22 protein-coding genes are annotated in these 18,432 nt (G+C 71.5%); 11 read left to right on the forward strand and 11 right to left on the reverse strand.

All coding sequences use genetic code 11. The annotated features are described in order from the left end of the window. The first annotated feature begins 7 nt into the window (after nucleotides 1–7). The 9 genes from ASG63_RS06435 (at nucleotide 8) to ASG63_RS06475 (ending at nucleotide 9,281) form a co-directional block, all read left to right on the forward strand. On the forward strand, nucleotides 8–502 hold the full coding sequence (locus tag ASG63_RS06435; RefSeq protein WP_056213255.1) for a flagellar basal body-associated FliL family protein: 495 nt from the start codon (nucleotides 8–10) through the stop codon (nucleotides 500–502). Nucleotides 503–508: 6 nt separating this feature from the next. After that, entirely contained in the window at nucleotides 509–1,294 is a 786-nt protein-coding gene (gene fliP, locus ASG63_RS06440) for a flagellar type III secretion system pore protein FliP (protein ID WP_056213256.1), read from the forward strand. 109 nt (nucleotides 1,295–1,403) lie between these two features. Then, entirely contained in the window at nucleotides 1,404–3,101 is a 1,698-nt protein-coding gene (gene fliF / locus ASG63_RS06445) for a flagellar basal-body MS-ring/collar protein FliF (protein ID WP_056213258.1), read from the forward strand. Beyond that, a complete protein-coding gene (locus ASG63_RS06450; protein WP_056213260.1) occupies nucleotides 3,101–3,775 on the forward strand; it encodes a hypothetical protein in 675 nt (224 codons plus the stop codon). Before fliF ends, ASG63_RS06450 begins: the two co-directional genes overlap by 1 nt. 4 nt (nucleotides 3,776–3,779) lie before the next feature. Beyond that, nucleotides 3,780–5,195 (forward strand): MotB family protein, encoded by a 1,416-nt coding sequence (locus ASG63_RS06455; protein ID WP_056213262.1) that lies wholly within the window; start codon nucleotides 3,780–3,782, stop codon nucleotides 5,193–5,195. Between the two features lie 14 nt (nucleotides 5,196–5,209). After that, the gene (locus tag ASG63_RS06460; protein ID WP_244479829.1) at nucleotides 5,210–6,454 is read left to right on the forward strand and encodes a chemotaxis protein MotC; all 1,245 of its coding nucleotides are present in this window, start codon (nucleotides 5,210–5,212) and stop codon (nucleotides 6,452–6,454) included. Then, entirely contained in the window at nucleotides 6,451–8,196 is a 1,746-nt protein-coding gene (fliK, locus tag ASG63_RS06465; RefSeq protein ID WP_056213266.1) for a flagellar hook-length control protein FliK, read from the forward strand. Before ASG63_RS06460 ends, fliK begins: the two co-directional genes overlap by 4 nt. Next, a complete protein-coding gene (locus ASG63_RS06470) occupies nucleotides 8,150–8,773 on the forward strand; it encodes a transglycosylase SLT domain-containing protein (RefSeq protein WP_082487038.1) in 624 nt (207 codons plus the stop codon). The genes fliK and ASG63_RS06470 overlap by 47 nt, the downstream gene beginning before the upstream one ends. Nucleotides 8,774–8,924: 151 nt before the next feature. Then, complete coding sequence (locus tag ASG63_RS06475; protein WP_056213270.1) at nucleotides 8,925–9,281, forward strand: cupin domain-containing protein; 357 nt, start codon at nucleotides 8,925–8,927, stop codon at nucleotides 9,279–9,281. Between the two features lie 25 nt (nucleotides 9,282–9,306). On the opposite strand, the gene ASG63_RS06480 is transcribed toward ASG63_RS06475, so the two are convergent. After that, nucleotides 9,307–9,531, reverse strand: a complete 225-nt coding sequence (locus ASG63_RS06480; protein ID WP_056349604.1) for a hypothetical protein — start codon at nucleotides 9,529–9,531, stop codon at nucleotides 9,307–9,309. 493 nt (nucleotides 9,532–10,024) lie between these two features. Here ASG63_RS06480 and ASG63_RS06485 point away from each other — a divergent pair, with 493 nt between their 5' ends. After that, entirely contained in the window at nucleotides 10,025–10,273 is a 249-nt protein-coding gene (locus ASG63_RS06485) for a hypothetical protein (RefSeq protein WP_082504734.1), read from the forward strand. A gap of 133 nt (nucleotides 10,274–10,406) precedes the next feature. Here ASG63_RS06485 and ASG63_RS06490 read toward each other — a convergent pair whose 3' ends face one another. The 8 genes from ASG63_RS06490 to motA all read right to left on the reverse strand — a co-directional run bounded on the left by ASG63_RS06490 (nucleotide 10,407) and on the right by motA (nucleotide 16,561). After that, nucleotides 10,407–11,090: a response regulator transcription factor gene (locus tag ASG63_RS06490; RefSeq protein WP_056213274.1), complete on the reverse strand. Its 684-nt coding sequence runs from the start codon at nucleotides 11,088–11,090 to the stop codon at nucleotides 10,407–10,409. Between the two features lie 294 nt (nucleotides 11,091–11,384). Then, nucleotides 11,385–11,837: a hypothetical protein gene (locus ASG63_RS06495; RefSeq protein ID WP_056213276.1), complete on the reverse strand. Its 453-nt coding sequence runs from the start codon at nucleotides 11,835–11,837 to the stop codon at nucleotides 11,385–11,387. Beyond that, a complete protein-coding gene (flhB, locus tag ASG63_RS06500; RefSeq protein WP_056213279.1) occupies nucleotides 11,837–12,898 on the reverse strand; it encodes a flagellar biosynthesis protein FlhB in 1,062 nt (353 codons plus the stop codon). The genes ASG63_RS06495 and flhB overlap by 1 nt, the downstream gene beginning before the upstream one ends. 27 nt (nucleotides 12,899–12,925) lie before the next feature. Beyond that, nucleotides 12,926–13,963, reverse strand: a complete 1,038-nt coding sequence (locus tag ASG63_RS06505; protein ID WP_056213432.1) for a flagellar motor switch protein FliG — start codon at nucleotides 13,961–13,963, stop codon at nucleotides 12,926–12,928. Between the two features lie 10 nt (nucleotides 13,964–13,973). Then, nucleotides 13,974–14,363: a flagellar motor switch protein FliN gene (gene fliN, locus ASG63_RS06510; protein WP_056213280.1), complete on the reverse strand. Its 390-nt coding sequence runs from the start codon at nucleotides 14,361–14,363 to the stop codon at nucleotides 13,974–13,976. 107 nt (nucleotides 14,364–14,470) lie between these two features. Beyond that, entirely contained in the window at nucleotides 14,471–14,770 is a 300-nt protein-coding gene (locus ASG63_RS06515) for a hypothetical protein (RefSeq protein ID WP_056213282.1), read from the reverse strand. Then, the gene (locus tag ASG63_RS06520) at nucleotides 14,754–15,686 is read right to left on the reverse strand and encodes a flagellar motor switch protein FliM (protein ID WP_056213285.1); all 933 of its coding nucleotides are present in this window, start codon (nucleotides 15,684–15,686) and stop codon (nucleotides 14,754–14,756) included. Before ASG63_RS06520 ends, ASG63_RS06515 begins: the two co-directional genes overlap by 17 nt. A 2-nt stretch (nucleotides 15,687–15,688) precedes the next feature. After that, the gene (motA, locus tag ASG63_RS06525) at nucleotides 15,689–16,561 is read right to left on the reverse strand and encodes a flagellar motor stator protein MotA (protein ID WP_056213286.1); all 873 of its coding nucleotides are present in this window, start codon (nucleotides 16,559–16,561) and stop codon (nucleotides 15,689–15,691) included. Nucleotides 16,562–16,726: 165 nt separating this feature from the next. Between motA and ASG63_RS06530 the strand changes: the two genes are divergently transcribed. Next, entirely contained in the window at nucleotides 16,727–16,933 is a 207-nt protein-coding gene (locus ASG63_RS06530; RefSeq protein WP_056213289.1) for a DUF3606 domain-containing protein, read from the forward strand. 10 nt (nucleotides 16,934–16,943) lie between these two features. Here ASG63_RS06530 and dut read toward each other — a convergent pair whose 3' ends face one another. Both dut and ASG63_RS06540 read right to left on the reverse strand, forming a co-directional pair. Next, nucleotides 16,944–17,435 (reverse strand): dUTP diphosphatase, encoded by a 492-nt coding sequence (gene dut / locus ASG63_RS06535; protein WP_056213292.1) that lies wholly within the window; start codon nucleotides 17,433–17,435, stop codon nucleotides 16,944–16,946. Next, the gene (locus ASG63_RS06540) at nucleotides 17,432–18,319 is read right to left on the reverse strand and encodes an HpcH/HpaI aldolase/citrate lyase family protein (protein WP_056213295.1); all 888 of its coding nucleotides are present in this window, start codon (nucleotides 18,317–18,319) and stop codon (nucleotides 17,432–17,434) included. The genes dut and ASG63_RS06540 overlap by 4 nt, the downstream gene beginning before the upstream one ends. Between the last annotated feature and the right edge of the window lie 113 nt (nucleotides 18,320–18,432).

An 18,432-nucleotide genomic window follows, 5' to 3' on the forward strand; every position in this document is an offset into this window, starting at 1 on the left:
CGGAACCATGGCGGCCAAGGACGACAAGACGGCGGCGAAGAAGGGCGGCGGCAAGGGCTGGATCCTGGCCCTCGCCCTGACCAGCCTCGTCGCCATCGGCACGGGCGGCGGTCTCGGCCTCTACCTCCTGTCCACCGTCGAGAAGGCGGTGGACGGCAAGAAGAAGGACGAGGAGGACAAGGCGGTCAAGGTCCTGAAATACACCGGCGACCTCGCCCTGCGCAGCGTCGGCTCGGTGGTCACCAACCTCGCCGACACCAACGACGCCTGGGTCCGCCTCGAATCCTCGGTCGTGTTCAAGACCGGCGCCGTGCCGAACCCGGACGTGGCGCTCGCCGAGATCCGCTCCGACATCGTCGCCTACCTGCGCACCGTCTCCCTGAAGCAGATCGAGGGTGCCAGCGGGCTCCTGCACCTGCGCGAGGACCTCAACGAGCGGGTGGCCCTGCGCACGAAGGGGCAGGTCCGCGAGCTGATCGTCGAGATGCTGGTGGTGCAGTAGGGGCCCATGACCGTGCCGACCCTCTCAAGATCCGTCACCGCCGGCCTCGCCCTCGCCGCCGGACTCGGCGCCGGCCTCGCCCTCGCCGGGCCGGCGCTGGCCCAGTCGGCCACGGGCCTGCCCGCCCTCGATGCGCTGCTGCCGGCCGGGAACGGGGCGGCGAGCGGGCGCATCCTGCAGCTCGTGGCGCTGCTCACCGTGCTGTCGCTGGCCCCCGGCCTCCTCGTCATGGTGACGAGCTTCACCCGGTTCGCCATCGCGTTCTCGTTCCTGCGCTCGGGCCTCGGCCTCCAGAGCACGCCGGCCAACATCTTCCTCGTCAGCCTGTCGCTGTTCATGACCTTCTACGTCATGGCGCCGACCTTCGACCGGGCCTGGGAGGAGGGACTGAAGCCGCTCACGGAGAACCGGATCTCCGAGGTGGAGGCGATCCCGAAGCTCGTCGAGCCGTTCCGGGAGTTCATGACCCAGCATGTCCGCCCGAAGGACCTCCAGACCTTCACGGATCTGGCCAGCCGCAACATCCCGAAGGCCGAGGGGGGGGAGAAGATCGACATGCGCATCCTGATCCCGGCCTTCATGATCTCGGAGCTGCGCCGCGGCTTCGAGATCGGCTTCCTGATCGCCCTGCCGTTCCTGGTGATCGACATGATCGTCTCCACCATCGTCATGTCGATGGGCATGATGATGCTGCCGCCCACGGTGATCTCGCTGCCGTTCAAGGTGCTGTTCTTCATCCTCATCGACGGCTGGAACATGCTGGTGGGAGGCCTGGTCCGGTCGTTCTTCTAGCGCTTCGGCGGCGCGGGCCGCCCGGCGCGTCGCGACGCAATCTCCGCGCAAGGCTGGCGGGCGACAGGACGGGATCGGATCGCGGATCCGAAGCGGAGCAGCCCACCGAATGTCCGGTCTTCAGCACGCCGAACGGCTCTGGAACAACATCCTCGCCCTCGGCGGACGGCGCATCGCCGCCCTGTCGCTCATCGGCGTGGTGGTGTTCCTCGCCGTCGGCCTCGGCGCCTATTACCTGAGCCGCCCGGCCCAGGAGCCGCTCTACACGGGCCTGAGCCGCGAGGATGTCGGGCGCATCGGCAGCGTCCTGAAGGACGCCAACATCCCCTTCGACGTCAGCGCCGACGGCGCGGCGGTGCTCGTCGCCTACGGCCACACCGCCCAGGCCCGGATGCTGCTCGCCGAGAAGGGCCTGCCGCAGAGCGCCAAGTCCGGCTACGAGCTGTTCAACGACCTCGGCTCGCTGGGCATGACCTCGTTCATGCAGGAGGTGACCCGCGTGCGCGCCCTGGAGGGCGAGATCGCCCGCACCATCCAGGGCATGAAGGGCGTGAAGGCCGCCCGGGTCCACATCGTGCTGTCCGACCGGGGCTCGTTCCGCCGCGACCAGCAGCCCCCCTCCGCCTCCGTGGTGGTGCGGACCGAGCCCGCCGACGACGTCAGCGGCGCCCAGTCGATCCGCCACCTCGTCGCCTCCGCGGTGCCCGGCATGAAGCCGGACCGCGTCACCGTGATCGGCTCGGACGGCTCGCTCCTGCTCTCCGGGGACGATGCCAACGCGGTGCCCACCGGCAAGATGGCGACCCTGGAGAAGACCATCGGCCACGAGGTCCAGGACAACATCCGCCGGACGCTGACCCCCTATCTCGGCGTCGGCAACTTCGAGGTCAGCGTCGCGGCGCGCCTGAACACCGACAAGACGGTGCAGAACGAGACGATCTTCAACCCCGATCAGCGCGTCGAGCGCTCGACCCGGGCCGTGCGCGAGACCGAGAACTCGCAGAACCGCAACGCCGGCCAGCGGCCCACCACCGCGCAGGCGAACCTGCCCGACCAGCGCGCCCGCTCGGATGGCGGCGACACCGCCAGCAACGAGACGCAGAAGCGCGAGGATCTGACGAACTACGAGATCTCCTCGAAGACGATCCAGACGGTGAGCGACGGCTACAACATCAAGCACATCTCGGTGGCGGTCCTCGTCAACCGCGCCCGCCTCGCCGCCCTGGCCGGGCCGGATGCCAGCAAGGCCGCCATCGACGCGCAGGTCGCCGAGATCGAGCAGCTCGTCGGCTCGGCCGCGGGCTTCAACAAGGAGCGCGGCGACAACGTCAAGGTCGCCGCCGTCGGCTTCGTCAATGACGGGCAGCCCCTGGAGCCGGTGGCCCCGCTCAGCCTCACCGACGTGCTGATGCGCCAGTCGGCGACCCTCATCAACGCCGGCACCATCCTGCTGGTCGCCGGCCTGCTGATCTGGTTCGGCCTGCGCCCCGCCATGCGGGCCATCCTGGAGATCCCGGCCGCCCAACAGGAGGAGGCCCGCGCCCTGGCCGCGGCGGCGGAGGCCCAGGCCCTCGCGGCGGCCGCTCCGAACGCGGCGCTCGCGGGTCCCAACGCCGCCCTCGGCGCCGATTCGGACGCCGTCCCGAGCCTCGCGGCCCCCGGCCAGAGCCCGGTCGCCAGCATGATCGAGGACCTCACCGAGAAGCTGAACCGTTCGCCGCAGAAGAGACTTGAGCAGATGATCGAGGCCGACGAGGCGCAGGCCGCCGAGATCCTGAAGCGCTGGCTGCTGCGTGAGGCCGCGTGATGGCCCCCGTGATCGCCCGCCTCCTGCCCGACTTCTCCGACGCCGTGGTGCCGGTGCGCGGCGCCCCCGTGCCCCACACCGCCGCGCCCGCCGCGCCCCGTCCCTCCGAAGGGCTCGCGGCCCTGCTGCGCAAGCCCGTGGAACCGCCCGAGGACCGCGAGGCCCTGCTCCGCGCCGCCGAGGCCCGGGGCCTGGAGCGCGGACGCGAACTCGGTCGGGCGGAGGCTGCGGCCGAGTCCGCCTCGGTGATCGCCTGCCTGCAGGCCGATCACGCGGCCCGCCTCATCGAAATGCGCCAGGCCTGGTGCGTGGAAGAGGGCGACCGCCTCGCGGCCGGCTTCGCCGACGCGCTCCAGGCCCTTGGCGCCGGACTCACCGACCGGGTGGGGCATCTCCTCGTGCCCGTGCTCACCGAGGCCCTGCGCCGCCAGGCCGTCGACGAGCTGGCCCAGAGCCTCGCCCGCATCCTCGGCGAGGCCCGCGCGCCCGTGCGGGTGAGCGGACCGGCCGACCTCCTCGACGCGGTGGCGGGCAAGCTCGGCCCCTTCGAGGCCACCCTCGCGTTCCAGCCCTCCGAGGCCGTGGACGTCACGGTGCAGGCCGACCAGACCGTGATCGAGACCCAGCTCGGCGCCTGGGGCCGCCTCATGACCGCCGCGGTCCAGGGAGCCTGACCCGATGGCGGACGAGGGCCACCACGAGATCATCATCATCCGGCGCCACGGCGACCACGAGGACGGTCACCACGGCGGTGCCTGGAAGATCGCGCTCGCCGATTTCATGACCGCCATGATGGCGCTGTTCCTGGTGCTGTGGCTGATCGGCTCCACCACCAAGGAGACGAAGTCGGCCATCGCCGAGTACTTCAACCCGGTGAAGCTCGCCGACGTGAGCTTCGATCGCAAGGGCCTGCGCGATCCCCAGAACAAGCCCGGCGAGCCCACGCCGGAGGAGGGCAAGCCCGACGGCGGAACCGGCGACAGCAGCGCCGACGGCAAGGGCGGCCAGTCCGACGCGAAGTCGGACGCCAAGACCGACGGCAAGAGCGCCTCCGGGCCGCCGGGCAGCCGCGCCCGCGAGGCGGCCCTGTTCCAGGACCCCTACGCGGTCCTGGCCAAGCTCGCCGCCGAGCTCGAGCCCGGCCCGGAGACGGCCTCGGCCGACGCGGTCGTCACCGAGACCGGCGAGCCCGGCATCAAGGGCGGCGAGGCCGCCCGCGATCCCTTCGATCCGCTCTACTGGCAGGTGGCGCCCCTCGCCAAGACACGCACCGAGCAGGCCGGGTCCACCGGGACGGTGACCCCCCTGCCGCAGGAGGCGCGCCCCGACGTGCGCGCGGCCGCCCCCGGGGCGAAGTCGGCCGCGATCAAGGTCGCCTCGGCCCTGCCGGGCGAGACGGACGCCAGGGTGATGGCGCTCCTGGCCAAGGCCGAGGCGCCCAAGACCGAGGTGCCCAAGACCGAGGCGCCCAAGGACGCAAACAAGGACGCGAAGGCTGCGGCCGAGGCCAAGTCGGCCGCCGAGAAGTCCGCCGCCGAGAAGGCGGCCGCGGAAGCCAGGTCCGCGGAATCCAGGTCCGCGGAGGCCCGGGCGGCCGAGGAGGCCCGGCAGGCGGCCGATGCCGCCGAGACCGCGACGCTGGCCGAGATCAGGGCCGAGATCGCCAAGGTGCTGCCGATGCAGGGCGGCGCGCCGGCGCCCCGCACGGAGGTCCGCCGCACCGGCGAGGGCATCCTCATCAGCCTCACCGACGAGGTGAACTTCGCGATGTTCAGCGTCGGTTCGGCCGAGCCGCAGGCCAAGGTGGTGCGGGCCCTGGAGCAGGTCGCCCGCATCCTCAAGGACCGGCCCGGCCGGATCGTCGTGCGCGGCCACACCGATGCGCGCCCCTTCCGCTCGGAGGTCTACGACAACTGGCGGCTGTCCTCTGCCCGGGCACAGATGGCCTCCTACATGCTCGTGCGCGGCGGCGTGCCCGACGCACGCCTGGAACGCATCGAGGGCTATGCCGACCGTCAGCCGCGCAACCCCGCCGATCCGAAGGCGGCCGAGAACCGGCGCATCGAGATCCTGCTGCGGGCGCGGCCCGAGTGATGCGGGCCGCCGGGATGCGCCGCGCGCGGATCGCCTGCGTCCTGCTCGCCGGCCTGGGCTTCGTCCCGGCCGCCTGGGGGGCGGACTCCCACGGCGCGGGGGATCACGGCGGAAGCGATCACGGCGCCGCCCCGGCCGCCCCGATCGAGCCCCTGCCCGTGGCCCCGCGCCCGGTTCCGGTGGAGCTGGTGCGCACGCTGCAACTGCTCCAGGACCGGATCGCCCAGGGCTCGGCCCAGGCCCATCAGGGCCAGCGCGCCTTTCTGTCCCTGGCCGAATCGCGCATGCTCGGCCTCGATCCCGAGACCTGGGCCGACCCCGTCAGCGTGCACGCGGCGGTGACCTTCGGGCTCGGCGGCGGCGGCCCGGGGCTGCTGCGCCACCTCGTCGCCTCGGGCAAGGTGCCGGAGGCCGAGCGGCCGGTGGTGTTCGGCGCGCTCGCCTATCTCGAGGGACGCGAGAAGGAGGCCCGCGCCCTCCTGGTGAAGATCGACCCGCTGGTCGTGCCGGTGAGTCTCGGCGCGCAGCTCGCCCTGGCGCAATCCGCCCTGGTGGTGCGCGACGATCCCACCCAGTCGATCCGCCTCCTCGACCTCGCGCGCCTGCTCGCCCCCGGCACCCTGGTGGAGGAGGGGGCGCTGCGCCGCGAGATCTTCGTGCTGGCCCAGGCCAACGACCTGGCGAAATTCGAGACCCTGGCGGTGCAGTACCTGCGGCGCTTCCGCCACTCGGTCTATGCCGGCAACTTCCGCCAGCGCTTCGCCGCCGCGCTCACCCGACTCGACTTTGCCGGCGACGACGTCCGCTTCGCCCGCCTCCAGGCCATGCTCGACGAGATCGAGATCGAGGGGCGGCGCGAGCTCTACCTCCTTCTCGCCCGGGCCGCCCTCGATCAGGGCAAGACCACCACGGCGGTGTTCTCCGCCGAGCGCGGCGTCACCCTGGCGGAGCCCGGCTCGCCGGAGGCGGTGCGCGCGCGCCTCTATCGCGCGGCGGCCCTCCTCGTCGGGGAGGGGCGCTTCGACGAATCCGTCGAGACCCTGCGCATGACCGACCGCACCGTGCTGGACTCCGCCGACCGCGACCTCCTGGACGCCGCGCTCTCGACCGCCCGGGAGATCCGGGCCGGGCCGCCCGCCCCGATCCCGGTCCAGGCGGACCCCACGGGTCCCCGCGTCCTGCCGGTCGCGCCATCCATTGCCCGGGCGCAGGACGCCATCGGGCGCATCGACGAGATCATGCGCAGGAGCGAGCGTTGAACACCCTCGGTGCCACCAGTCCCGGCCCCCGCGCCCTGTCGGACGCGCCCGGCCCCCGCGGCGCAGGCTCGGAGACACCGGAGGCGCCCCGCGATGCCTTCGGAGCCGTGCTGGGCGCCCTCGGGGGGGGACGCAACGCGGACGAGACGCCCACGCCGGAGGCCGACCGGCCGGGCCGCCGCGACGACGAGGCCGCCCAGGCCCCGTCCGGCGAGGAGACCGATCCGCTGGCCCTGCTCGCCCTCGTGGTTCCGACGGCCGCCCCCGCCGCCGGCGCCCCGGCGCCGAAGCCGCAGGCGATCACCCTCGAGACCCTGGTGGCCCGCGCCTTGCCGGCCCAGGCCCCGGGGCAGGCCGTGGCCAGCGGCCCGGCGACCCGGCCCGGCGGACCGGACGGTCCGGCCGGGACGGACCCGCTAGCCGGGGCGGACCTGCTGGCTGGGGCGGACCTGCTGGCCGGGGCGGACCTGCTTCCGGGGGCGGACCTGCTGGCCGGGACGGACCCGGTCGCCGCCGGCCGCGTGCCGCAGGCCGCGGGCGCCGAGGCGCGGACCCGCATCGCCGTGCTCCAGCGCGAGACCCACTTCGCGCCGGTGCTTCCGAGCCTCCTCGGCGGATCGCGGGCGGCCGTCCCGGCGCCGGGCGCGCCCGGCCTGCCCGATGCTGCGGCGCTCCTGCCCGCCGCCGCTGGGGGGCTGCCCGCCGCCGCGGGGGGCTTGGCCGCCGCCGCGGGGGGTCTGGCCGCCGCCGCGGGGGGCCTGCCCGCCGCCGCGGGGGGCTTGGCTCCCGGCGAAGCTGCCGCTGCGGTCGGCCCGACCCCGGCTGCGCCGCCCACCGGCCCGGCAAACCTGCCCGCATCGGGCGCCCCCGTCCTTCCGGCGCAGCCCCCGACGCAGGCCGCCCTCGTCTCCGCGACCGCGGCGGCCGCCCCCGCGCGCGCGCCGGGATCGCTCTCGGGCGACGCCGTCATGCCCGCGCGCGATCCCGTCCGTGGCGGCGCGGGACCGGGCGGGACCGAGCGGCCCCCCGCGACGCCCTCTGCGATCCTGCGCGTCGATCCGGTGGCGGCGTCCGCCGAGACCGGCACCGCAGCCGCGCGCGCGGCCCGGAGCAGCCTCGCGCCGGCCCTGCCGGGCGTTGCCGACGCGAACCTGTCCACCCCCCTGACCCTGCCGGCCGGGTCCCTGTCCGGCCCGGCCGCCGCGCCGGCCCAGCAGGTGGCCGCCGCCGTCCTGGCGGAGCTGCCGCGCGGACCGGCCGGGGCCGTCCCCGGCGCGCTGCCCGGGGCTCCGACGGGGGAGGGCCCCCTGAAGCTCCTCACGCTGCAGCTTCATCCGGCGGACCTCGGCACCGTTCTGGTGCGGATGCGCCTGCGCGACGGCCAGCTCGAGATGAGTCTTCAGGCCAGCCGCGAGGACTCGGCGCGCCTGCTCCGCGAGGGCGGCGAGGTTCTCAACGATCTCCTGCGCCAGGGCGGCTACCGGCCCGAGAGCGTCACCGTCACCGTCGCGTCGCCCCCTGCCGACGGCCGGGGCGCATCGGGGAATCCAGGCTCGCAACAGGGACAGGGCGCACAGGGCTTCCCGGGCCAGGGCGAGTCCGGTGCGAACCAGGGCCGCCCCACCCCGGACCAGGCCGGGCGCCGGTCCTCCCCGGGCGGCGATCCGGCCGCCTCCGACCTTCACGAGCGGATGCATGAGAGCGTTTCGAGCAGCCCTGATCGCAGCGGCGTTTACCTCTAGCCCCGGCCTGGCCGTCTCCGGTCTGGGCGGGGCGCTGGCCAACAGCGCCCCGCCGGTGCCGGGAAAGGCTGCGGCGCTGCCGGCCTCGGCCAATATCTGCGAGCGGGAGATGGCGGGGGCCTCGGCCAAGCACGGGGTGCCGCTCGGCGTCCTCTACGCGGTCGGCTTGACGGAGAGCGGCCGGCGCGGCTCGCTGCAGCCCTATGCCATGAACATCCAGGGCCGGGCCTATTTCGGCACCAGCGCCGCCGACGTGATGAGCCAGCTCGCCCAGGCGCGGGCGAGCGGCATCAAGCTCGTCGACCTCGGCTGCATGCAGATCAACCACCACTATCACCGCGAGAAGTTCGCCAGCCTGGAGGCGATGATCGATCCGCGCCAGAACGTCGAGTACGCGACCCTGTTCCTGAAGCAGCTGAAGGCGCGCGAGGGCAGCTGGACCCTGGCGGTGGCGCGCTATCATGCGGGTCCGAACAACAATCCGGCCCAGAAGCAGTATGTCTGCCGGGTCATCACCAACATGGTGGCCACGGGCTTCGGCGCCTGGACGCCGGGGGCGCGCAGCTTCTGCCAGTAAAGCGCGCTTAAGGCGCGCGCGCGTTGGGGACTCCGTCGGAGCCTCCTCTCGCGCCACGCCCCCGTCCGAGCCCCCTTGTGGCCTGGACGGCCTCCGGGGGCCGCCAGGTGGCGCCGACTTTGCGAGCGTCCCGGCTCAGGAAGGAACGCCCATGGCCTTTGCCTGCACCATCCCCGCGGTCGCCACCCTCCAGCAGGACGACGCGACCGTGCGCATCACGCGGTGGGATTTCGCGCCCGGCGCGGTCACCGGCTGGCACGAGCACGGATGGCCCTACTTCGTCGTGATGCTGGTGGCCGGGACCCTCAGGGTTTACGACGGCGACCGGTTCACCGACAGCATCCTGGAGGCCGGACAGGCCTATGCCCGCCCGGCCGGCATCCGGCACGACGTGATGAACGGCTCCGACCACCCGATCGCCTTCGTCGAGATCGAGGTCAAACGCCCGGAGGCCCTGGTCACGACGGCGGAGCCCGGCGACGGGCCGTCCCCGCCGGCAGGGTCCTGAGCCGTCCCGGGGATCGGGCGCGTCCTCACGCGGAGGCCGCCCATCGCTCCTGCATCAGCTGCATCGACGGCGGCAGGCCGAGGACACGGCGATAGACGGCGATGCGCCGCAAGGCCTTCTGCTGTTCCCGACCCGATTGGGCGCGACACATCCGTTCCGCGGACCCCAGCAGCATATCGGCGTCACGGGCTGGCAGGGCCGCCAGGGTCTGTAGCGCGGGGAGAGCCGACCGGGACATGTGCATGAACACGGAACGTCCGGCGCGCCGGCTTTCGGCCGTCACGGCTGCGTGAGCGGGCGAATGTGGTAAATAGATTCCTCCGCCCCTCGGCGTTTGGGGAGGACGATGCGCAAGGAGCGGGCCGCTGAATCACGGCGACGGCCGCGCCCGATCAGGGATCGGCCGGCGAGCCGCTCTTGCAAGCACAGGCGCGCGATCGGTGGGGCGGATGCTGATGAACCGCGGCGCATGTGCTGTTTCTCACCTGAGAACATCAAAATACGATTGAGAGACGCGAAAATTAAATTTGGGCGGCCAAATCTTCCATTTCAGGCCTATGCGCTGAAGACATGGCTCTTTGCGTAGAAGCCTCCGAACCCTCCTCTGGAGCATGCGCTATAGTGGTCGGACGCTGAGGCCTTCGCATTATGGTGCGTTGCAAAATGAGCAAGTCGCAGCGCACAAAAATGTGGTTTCATCTCCTCAACGGCCGGCACGTCGCCAGCCAAACCGGAGATTTCAGATGCGCGCGACCCGCCTCTTCGCCTTGACCGTCCTCGCGTCCGCCACCGTCGCCACCGGCGCGGCCATGGCGGGCGAGGCCCTCTACCTGACGCCCCCGCTGTTCCGTGAGCAGGCGCGCGAGACCCAGCAGGTGCGGACCCTCAGCGACCTGACCACCACCCCTCAGCCCGTCGCCCCCGCGAAGGCCGCCACCGCCCCGCAGAGCGCGCTGGCCGGCAGCGAAGTCGAAACGACGGGCTCCTTCTGAGGAAGAGACCGACCGCCGCGACCCTGCGGTCCATCCGCCGAGGTCGTCGAACCCGGGCTCATCGGGCGATCCCCTGAAGGATCCGCCCCGGTGGGCCCGTTTCGTTGTGCATCGGCGTCGCGGCAGGCGGGGCTCAGCCGACGAAGGTGTAGCCCATGAAGCGCTTGGCCTCGATCGGGTCGTAGCCGAGTCGCTGGCTGAGCTTCTTGCGCAGCTTGCTGACGTGGCCCTCGATGACGCTCTCCTCGACGCCGTTGCTGTAGACGCCGTAGACGATGTTGTAGATCTGCGACTTGGTCATCCGCCGGCCCCGGTTGCGCACCAGGCACTCCAGGATGTGGCGCTCGCGCCGCGGCAGGGGCAGCACCGCGCCGTCCACCTCGGGATCGCGGCCATCGAAATGTACCTTCAGGCGCTCGGGCTCGGGCGGCGCCTCGCGGACCGGGCTGGCCTGCGCGTTCACCCGGCGCCAGATCGCCTCGGATCGTGCCAGGATCTCCCGGATATGGACGGGCTTGGGCAGCACGTCGTCGATGCCGGCCTCGAAGAGCTGCAGGGTCTGGTCAAGGGAGCGCACGTCGCTCAGGGCGATGATGGGGGCGCGCGACAGCTTGCGGATCAGCGTGGCGCACTTCGCCCGGCCCTCGAAATCGCCCAGGAGGAAGCCCTGGATCGCCTCGCGGTCGACCCGGGAGGAAGACTGGAACCAGTGGGTGAATTCCTGCGGGTCGAGGCCGAGGGAGGAGATGCCCTCGCGGTCGAAGCTCGCCTTGTAGCCGGAATTCACCGAAGGCCGCTCGTCGACCAGGACATACATCGGCAATCTCCGGATGATCTTGCGACAGTCGGGGGGTATGCTGGGTTACAACTGAACAGCGAAACAATCAGGGGTCGGTACGGAGCCTTGCACGTCGCTCCTCAAGTCCAGCCTTGCTGAGGGAATCGCCTATCATTTAGCAATGTCGGGCATCGCCGGCGCCGTCAATGAGGTTCGGGTCACACGCAGATGTGATCGCGCGATCGGCGCGTCGACAAACGGTCGCGGTGCGGGCGAGGAGCTGCGAGGACGCGGCCGGGCCGGATCGATCGGGCCGGTACGCCCGGCCTCCGCTCAGGCGGCGGCGCGGGTCAGGCGGGCCCCGGCGAGGGCCGTCTCGAAGCCGTCGAGGCAGAAGGTCGGGCCCTGGTCGGCCAGGATCCGCTGGATCGCGACGCCCACGTAGACGCCGTCGAGGATGAGCTTGAAGAACACCGTCACGGGTTCGGTGACGAACTCCATGTCGAGCACCACGGTGAGCGAGCGGCCCCAGTCGAACCGGACGTCGGCCCCGTCCGCGTACGCGATGGTCGCTTCCTTGAAGAACGGCTCGGCGGAGGAGGCGACGAGGTCGGCGATGTTCCCGTGCCGGGCGGCCTGCACCCAGCCGATCAGGATGCCGCCGTCGAGGAGGCAGAGTTCCGCGATGAAGTCCCGGATCGCGTTGGCGAAGACGCGCTCTGCATCGGCGAGCACGTCCGGGACGTCCACGCACAGGGCTCCGGGGGAGGAAGACGCCTCGGTCATCAGCGAGCCTTCGAGAACAGGAAGAACAGGATCTGAGCCACTGCGCTGTAGAACTCCGCGGGAATCATCTGGTCCACCTCGACACTGTCGTACAGGGACCTTGCGAGAGGCTTGTCTTCCACGACCGCAATGCCGTTCGCCTCGGCGATTTCTCGGATGCGGAGCGCCACGAGGTCCTTTCCCTTGGCGAGAACGAGAGGCGCGGGCTGTTCGTCGCGCGCATACCGGAGCGCGATCGCGTAGTGCGTCGGATTGGCGATGACCACGGTGGCCTGCTTCACATTGGCGAGCATGCGCTTGCGGGAGCGGTCCTGGGCCAGGGAGCGCAGGCGGCTCTTCACCAGGGGATCGCCCTCGGTCTGCTTGTGCTCGTCCTTGAGGTCCTGCTTCGACATCCGCAGGGAGCGCTGCCAGCGCAGGCGCGACCAGACCAGGTCGGCGGCCACGATGACGATGGTGGCGATGCAGACGACGGAAACGAGCCGGATCGAGACGGTGAGGATGAGGTCCGGGATCTGGCTCGGGTCGGTGAACATGGCACTCACGGCTTTGCTGCCCTCCGAGCGCAGGAGCAGCAGGCAGACGAGACTGATGCTTAAAAATTTAAGGACCGATTTCAGGAACTCGAGCTGACCCGCTTTTCCGAAGATTCGTCCCCAGCCCGCCGCCGGCGAGATGCGCGACCATTGCGGGCGGATGCGTTCGCCCACGAGGCTCGGCACGTTCTGGATCAGGGCGGAGACGAGGCCGCAGAGGCCGAGGATCAGCACGACCGGGATCAGGAAGCGTGCGGCCGCCATCGCGGTTCCTTCGAGAATCCGGGCGACGTCCTGATTGTTCTCCAGGGCGAAATCGCGGGGATGGTCGAAGAAGGGCGCGAGCGCCTGCATCAGGGGCGTGACCGCGTCGCGCACGACGAAGCTGAGGGCGATGAGCAGGCCAAGGATCGAGGCGAAGATGGGGGCCTCCCGGGAGAACGGGACGTTGCCCTTCTCGACGGCCTCCCGGATCTTCCGCTCGGTGGCGGCTTCGGTCTTGCTCTCCTGATCCTCGTCGGACATCGCTCACGCCGGGTCGGGCCACCGTCCCTAGCGGACGAGGGCCTCGACCTCGTCCCCGGAATTGATCTCCAGCTCGCCGCGCCCGGCCATCTCGAGGGCGAGGTCGGTGATGCTGCGGCGGGCCTCGGTCACGTCCTTCTGCGCGGCCGGCTCGCCGCCGTTCAGCTCGTGCTCGACCATGCGGCGGACGCGGGCGGAGAGGGCGCCGAGGATGACGCTGCGGAACTCCGCGTCGGTGCCCTTGAGCGCCAGGACCAGGCGGTCGTTGGGCACGGCGTCGAACAGCGTGGTCCGGGCACGGGGCTGGAGCTTCACGATGTCGTCGAAGGTGAAGAGCAGGCCCTTGAGGATCTCCACGGATTTTGGGCGCGACTCGGACAGGCTGGTGAGCACCTCGTCGATCTGGGTCCGCTCCATCTTGTTGATGATGTCGGCCATCTTCGCGTGGGTGTCGGCCCCGCCGTTGCGGGCGCCGCTGGCGAGGAGGTCCTCGTGCAGGGCGCGCTCGACGGTGGCGATCACCGCGTCGCAGACCGGCTTGAAGCTCAGCATCCGCCGCATCACCGTGTTGCGGGTGGGCTGGGGCAGGTGGGCTATCACTTTGGCGGCCGCCGCGGGCTTCAGGCGGGACAGCACGAGGGCCGCGGTCTGGGGATGCTCCTTGATCAGGTAGCTCGCGATCACGCCCTCGGAGACCGTGGTCAGGCGCTCCCAGACCGAGCGCGTGGCGTCCCCCCGGACGTCGGCCAGGATCTCGGCCACCTGGTCGGCGGGGAGCAGGCCGGTGAGGAGCTTCTCCACCTCCGACGCGGTGCCGACGAGGCGCCCGTCGGCGGCGAATTCGTGCGAGAACATCTCCACGATGTCGTCGAGCTGGTGGGCGCTGACGGTGCCGAGCTGCGTCGCCGAGCGCGTGATGCGCCGGATCTCCTCGGGATCGAAGTACTTCAGCAGGCGACCGGCCGCCGGCTTGCCCATGGCGAGCAGCAGCGCCGCGACCTCGTCCACGGGGTTGAGGTGCCGGTGGACGCCCTGCGTCCGGTGGGGGATCGGCACGCTCGCCACGGGTTCGTCCTCAGCCGTTCTGGCCGGCATCGGCCGGGCCGACGATCTCGGTGAGGGAGACCCCGAAGCGGGAATTGTCCTCCTCGACCACGACGATCTCGCCCCGGGCGACGACGCGGCCGTTGACCGTGACGTCCACGGGCTCTCCGACCCGGTGGTCGAGGGGCACGATGGCGCCGCGCCCGAGCTTCATCAGGTTGGCCACCGGCATCGTCGCCGAGCCGAGGACCACCTGGATCAGCACCGGGATGCGCAGGATCGAATCGAGGTTGCGGCCATCGCCGATCCGCGCGTCGCCGGTCGCCGACCCCTCGGGCGCGACGCTGGGCGAGACGGTCGGAAAGACCGGGGCGGTGCCGGTGGACGCGAGGTCCGCATCGTCGAAGGGGCTGTTGCTCATCGTCCGCTCGTCAGGGGCTGCAATCGAACGTCAGGGGAAGAGTCGTCTGGCAGCGGAAGGGAAAGGATCGGGTAAACGCGGCCGGGGCGCAAGCGGATCGGCCGGCCTCAGCCGAGTTGGGGGGCGCGTGTGGCCGCAAGATCGCGTCGGCTCGCCTCCAATTCGGCGAGGGTCTGGCGCGCCTCGCCGATGCGCTGGTCGAGGGCCTCCAGGATCTCGCGTCCCTCGGTGCTGAAGTTGCGGACCGCGTCGCCCGCCTGGGCGAGGGCCTGGCCCGACTGCGTCAGGATGCGGCCGTACTCGGCCTGGGTCCGGTCGAGGCGCTTCAGCTTGAGGTACATCGGCACCACGCAGGCACTCGTCGCCACGAGGGCCACGAGGAGAATGGTGTCAACCCACGGTGTCATCGGGTGTGCCTTCCTTGTCCTGTGCGATGGCCTCGTCGACCCGCAGCACGTAGGAGCCCTGCGCCTGGCCCATGTGGCACCAGAACAGCGGGCGGTCGTTGCCCTCGAGCTTCACCCGGGTCGAGGGCGTGGCGTCGAGGCCGATGATCTGGCCGACCTTGAGGTCGGCGATCTCACCCAGCGTCAGCAGGCGCTCCTCGAGCACCGCCCGGAGGGTGACTTCCGCCTTCTGCACCTCGGCGGCGATCTGCTGCGTCCATTTCGGGTCGCGGGCCGCCGTGTCGCCGGTGAGCACCTTGGACAGGGCCGGCCGCATCGGGTTGATGACCGATTGGGGCAGGATGAGGAACATCTCGCCGCCGCGGTTGAGGGCCTGGATGGTGAACTTGGCCTCCACCGCCTTGTTGTTGCGCCCCCCGATCACGGCGAACTCCATCCGGGTCTCGGTCCGCTCCAGGCGGAACGGCGTCGCGGAGACCAGGGAGAACGACGATTCGAGCGCGCGGCCGACCTGTTCGAGGATGGTCTGGGCGAGCCGGATCTCGAGGCTGGAGAAGGCGCGCTCGTCCTCCACCGGCGGCTCGGCCCCGTCGCTGCCGAACAGGGCCTCCACCATGGTGAAGAGGAAGTCCCGGTCGAGGCCGATGAGGATGTGGCTGTCCCATTCGGGGGCGTGGAAGATGCCCGCCACCGCGTTGTTCTCGTAGGCGTCGAGCATCTCGCCGAAGCGGCCGCTCGCGAAGCCGCTGAAGGCGAAGTAGACCGGCGAGGCGACGAGGGGCTTCAGGTTGTCCGAGCAGCCCGAGGTGAGCCGGTCGAACACCACGTTCAGCATCGGCATGCGGTCGAGGGACAGGCCCCCGGCCTCGATCAGGCGGGCGCGGATGTCGGTGGCGTTCCCGGTGGGGCCGTCCATGCTCAGGCGGCCTCCCGCTGGGCGCCGCCGGTGACGGTGGCGTTCTCGACCTCGTCGATGGTGGGACGATCGCCGAGCGAGATGCCCTTGCGCCCGTGCTCGACGGCGATCTGCGGCACCGCTCCGCTCATGTGGGCGATCAGGCTCTGCTTCACGATGATGTAGACGTGGTTCTGCTTCTCGCGGATGGTCTTGATCTTGATCGCGAAGGGGGCCAGCACGCCGTAGGACATGAACACCCCGAAGAATGTCCCCACGAGTGCGGCGCCGATGAGGCCGCCGAGGATCTGCGGCGACTGGTCGAGGGCGCCCATCGCCTTGACGATGCCGAGCACCGCCGCCACGATGCCCAGCGCCGGCATCGCCTCGGCCACCGTGGTCACGGCGCCGTAGGGCTTGAGGCGGTCCTTGCGGTAGCCGCTGATCTCCTCGTCCATCAGCGCCTCGATCTCGTGGGCGCGGGCGTTGCCGATCAGGATCAGGCGGGCATAGTCGCAGATGAACAGCACGAGGTCGGCGTTCTTGGCCACGTCCGGGTAGGCCTTGAAGATCTCGGAATTGGCCGGGTCGTCGAGATGCGGCTCGACCTCGTTGCGGGGCTTGGTCTTCAGCTCGCGGATCAGGGCGTGCATCAGGCCGAGGAGGGCGAGGTAGTCCTTGCGCTTGGGCACCTTGCCCGTGAGCGCGTCGAGGCTGGCCTTGCCCGTATCGACCACCGTCTTCATCGGGTTGGCCATGACGAAGGTGCCGGCGCCCATGCCGCCGATGATGACGAACTCCCAGGGCTGCCAGAGCACGACGAGGTGGCCGCCCATGGCGACGAAGCCGCCGAGCATGCAGCCGATTGCGATGACGAGGCCGATCAGAACGCCCAAGGCTCAACGCCTCCGATGGGAATGTGGAATCCGATGCAGCGGACCTACGCAGGATGGCTTGCGCGGGGCTGGGTGGGCGGGGCGCGGGGGCGGGTGAGCCGCGAAAACGCACCGGCGGCCCGGCCGCGCGTTAGGGAGGAACCCGATACAGCAGCGAGACACGCCATGAGCAGCAGCGCGACCCCCGACAACGACCACGAGCCCGCCACCGTCAACGTCTCGGAGCCCTGGACCCTGGCCTACTGGGCCCGCCGCTTCGAGGTGCCGCGCGAGGACGTCGAGGCCGCCGTCGCCGCGGTCGGCCACGAGCCCGCGAAGGTCGCCGCTGAGCTCGGCCGGCCCTGGCCCTTCGCGGGCAGCGGCATCGTATGAGGTGCGCGCCCTAGCGCCGCCCGGTCGAACCGAACCCGCCGGTGCCCCGCGCACCGGCCTCCCCGGAGGGCGGCACCGCGTCCGAGGCGTCGCGGAGCGTGAGCGCCGGCCGGGTCACGCGGGTGAAGACGAGCTGGGCGATGCGGTCGCCGGGCTCGATGCGCAGGTCGGTCCCGCCGGGATTGCGGTTCCAGGCCGAGATCATCAGCGGCCCCTCGTAATCGGCGTCGATCACGCCGGTGCCGTTGCCGAGGACGAGGCCCTCGCGATGGCCGAGGCCGGAGCGCGGAAAGACGAGGCCGCACCAGCCCGGGTCGCCGATGGCCAGGCTGAAGCCCGCCGGAATCAGGGCCGGCGGCCCCTGGGGCGCCAGCGCCAGCGGCGCGTCGAGGCAGGCATGCAGGTCGAGGCCCGCGGCGGCCGCCGAACCCCAGCGCGGAAAGCCCCAGCCGGAGAGGCGGCCGTCCAGGAGGCGGATCTCGACGGCGAGGGCCGCGCTCACGCCGTCCGGGCCGCGATGGCGTCGGCCAGGGCCACGGTGCGGGCGGCTTCGGCCGCGTGCAGGCGCTCCACCATCTGGCCGTCGAGGCCGATGACGCCGCGGGTGCGGTTCTCCGGTTCGGCGAAGGCGGCGAGGATGCGCCGGGCCCAGGCGATCTCGGCCTCGTCGGGGCCGAAGGCGGCGTTGGCCGGGGCGATCTGGTCGGGATGGATCAGCATCTTGCCGTCGAAGCCGCAATCGCGGCCCTGTGCGCACTCGGCCGCGAAACCGGGCGCATCGCGAAACGCGTTGTAGATGCCGTCGATGACGTCGATCTCGTAGGCGCGCGCGGCCGCGATCACGCTCATCAGCCAGGGCATCAGGGCGGGGCGGCCCGGCACGCCGAGGCGCAGCCGGCTGGCCTTGGCGAGATCGTTCGGCCCCACCATGAGGCAGGCGAGCCGGGTGTCGACGTCCCGGGCCGAGCTGGCGATCTCGGCGAGGTGCAGGATCGCCATCGGGCTCTCGATCATGGCCCAGGTCCGGGTCCGGTCCGGGGCGCCGAGGCGGCGCAGGCGCGAGCCCACCGCCACCAGGGCGTCGGCCCCCGTCACCTTCGGCACCACGATCGCGTCCGGCCCGGCCGGCGCGATGGCGGCGAGGTCGTCCGCGCCGTCGGGCGTGTCGAGGGCGTTGATCCGCACCACCACCTCGCGCGGGCCGAAGCCGCCCTCGGCCACGGCGCGGGCCACGGCCTCGCGCGTCGCGGCGCGGGTCTCGGGGGCCACCCCGTCCTCGAGGTCGATCATCACCACGTCGGTGGGGAGGGTGCGGGCCTTCACGAGCAGGCGCGGATTCGACCCCGGCATGGCCAGAACGCTGCGGCGCGGGCGGATCTCGGTCATGGCGCATCCCTTGAGGCACGGTCGGGAATCGGGCGCCGCACGTCCGCACCCGGCGGCGCGCCGTTCCGGTCGAGGCCTCGACCGGCAGCGACTCGCCCTCGGCTCCGGCGATA

Source organism: Methylobacterium sp. Leaf94 (assembly GCF_001426045.1).
Taxonomy (GTDB): Bacteria; Pseudomonadota; Alphaproteobacteria; order Rhizobiales; family Beijerinckiaceae; genus Methylobacterium.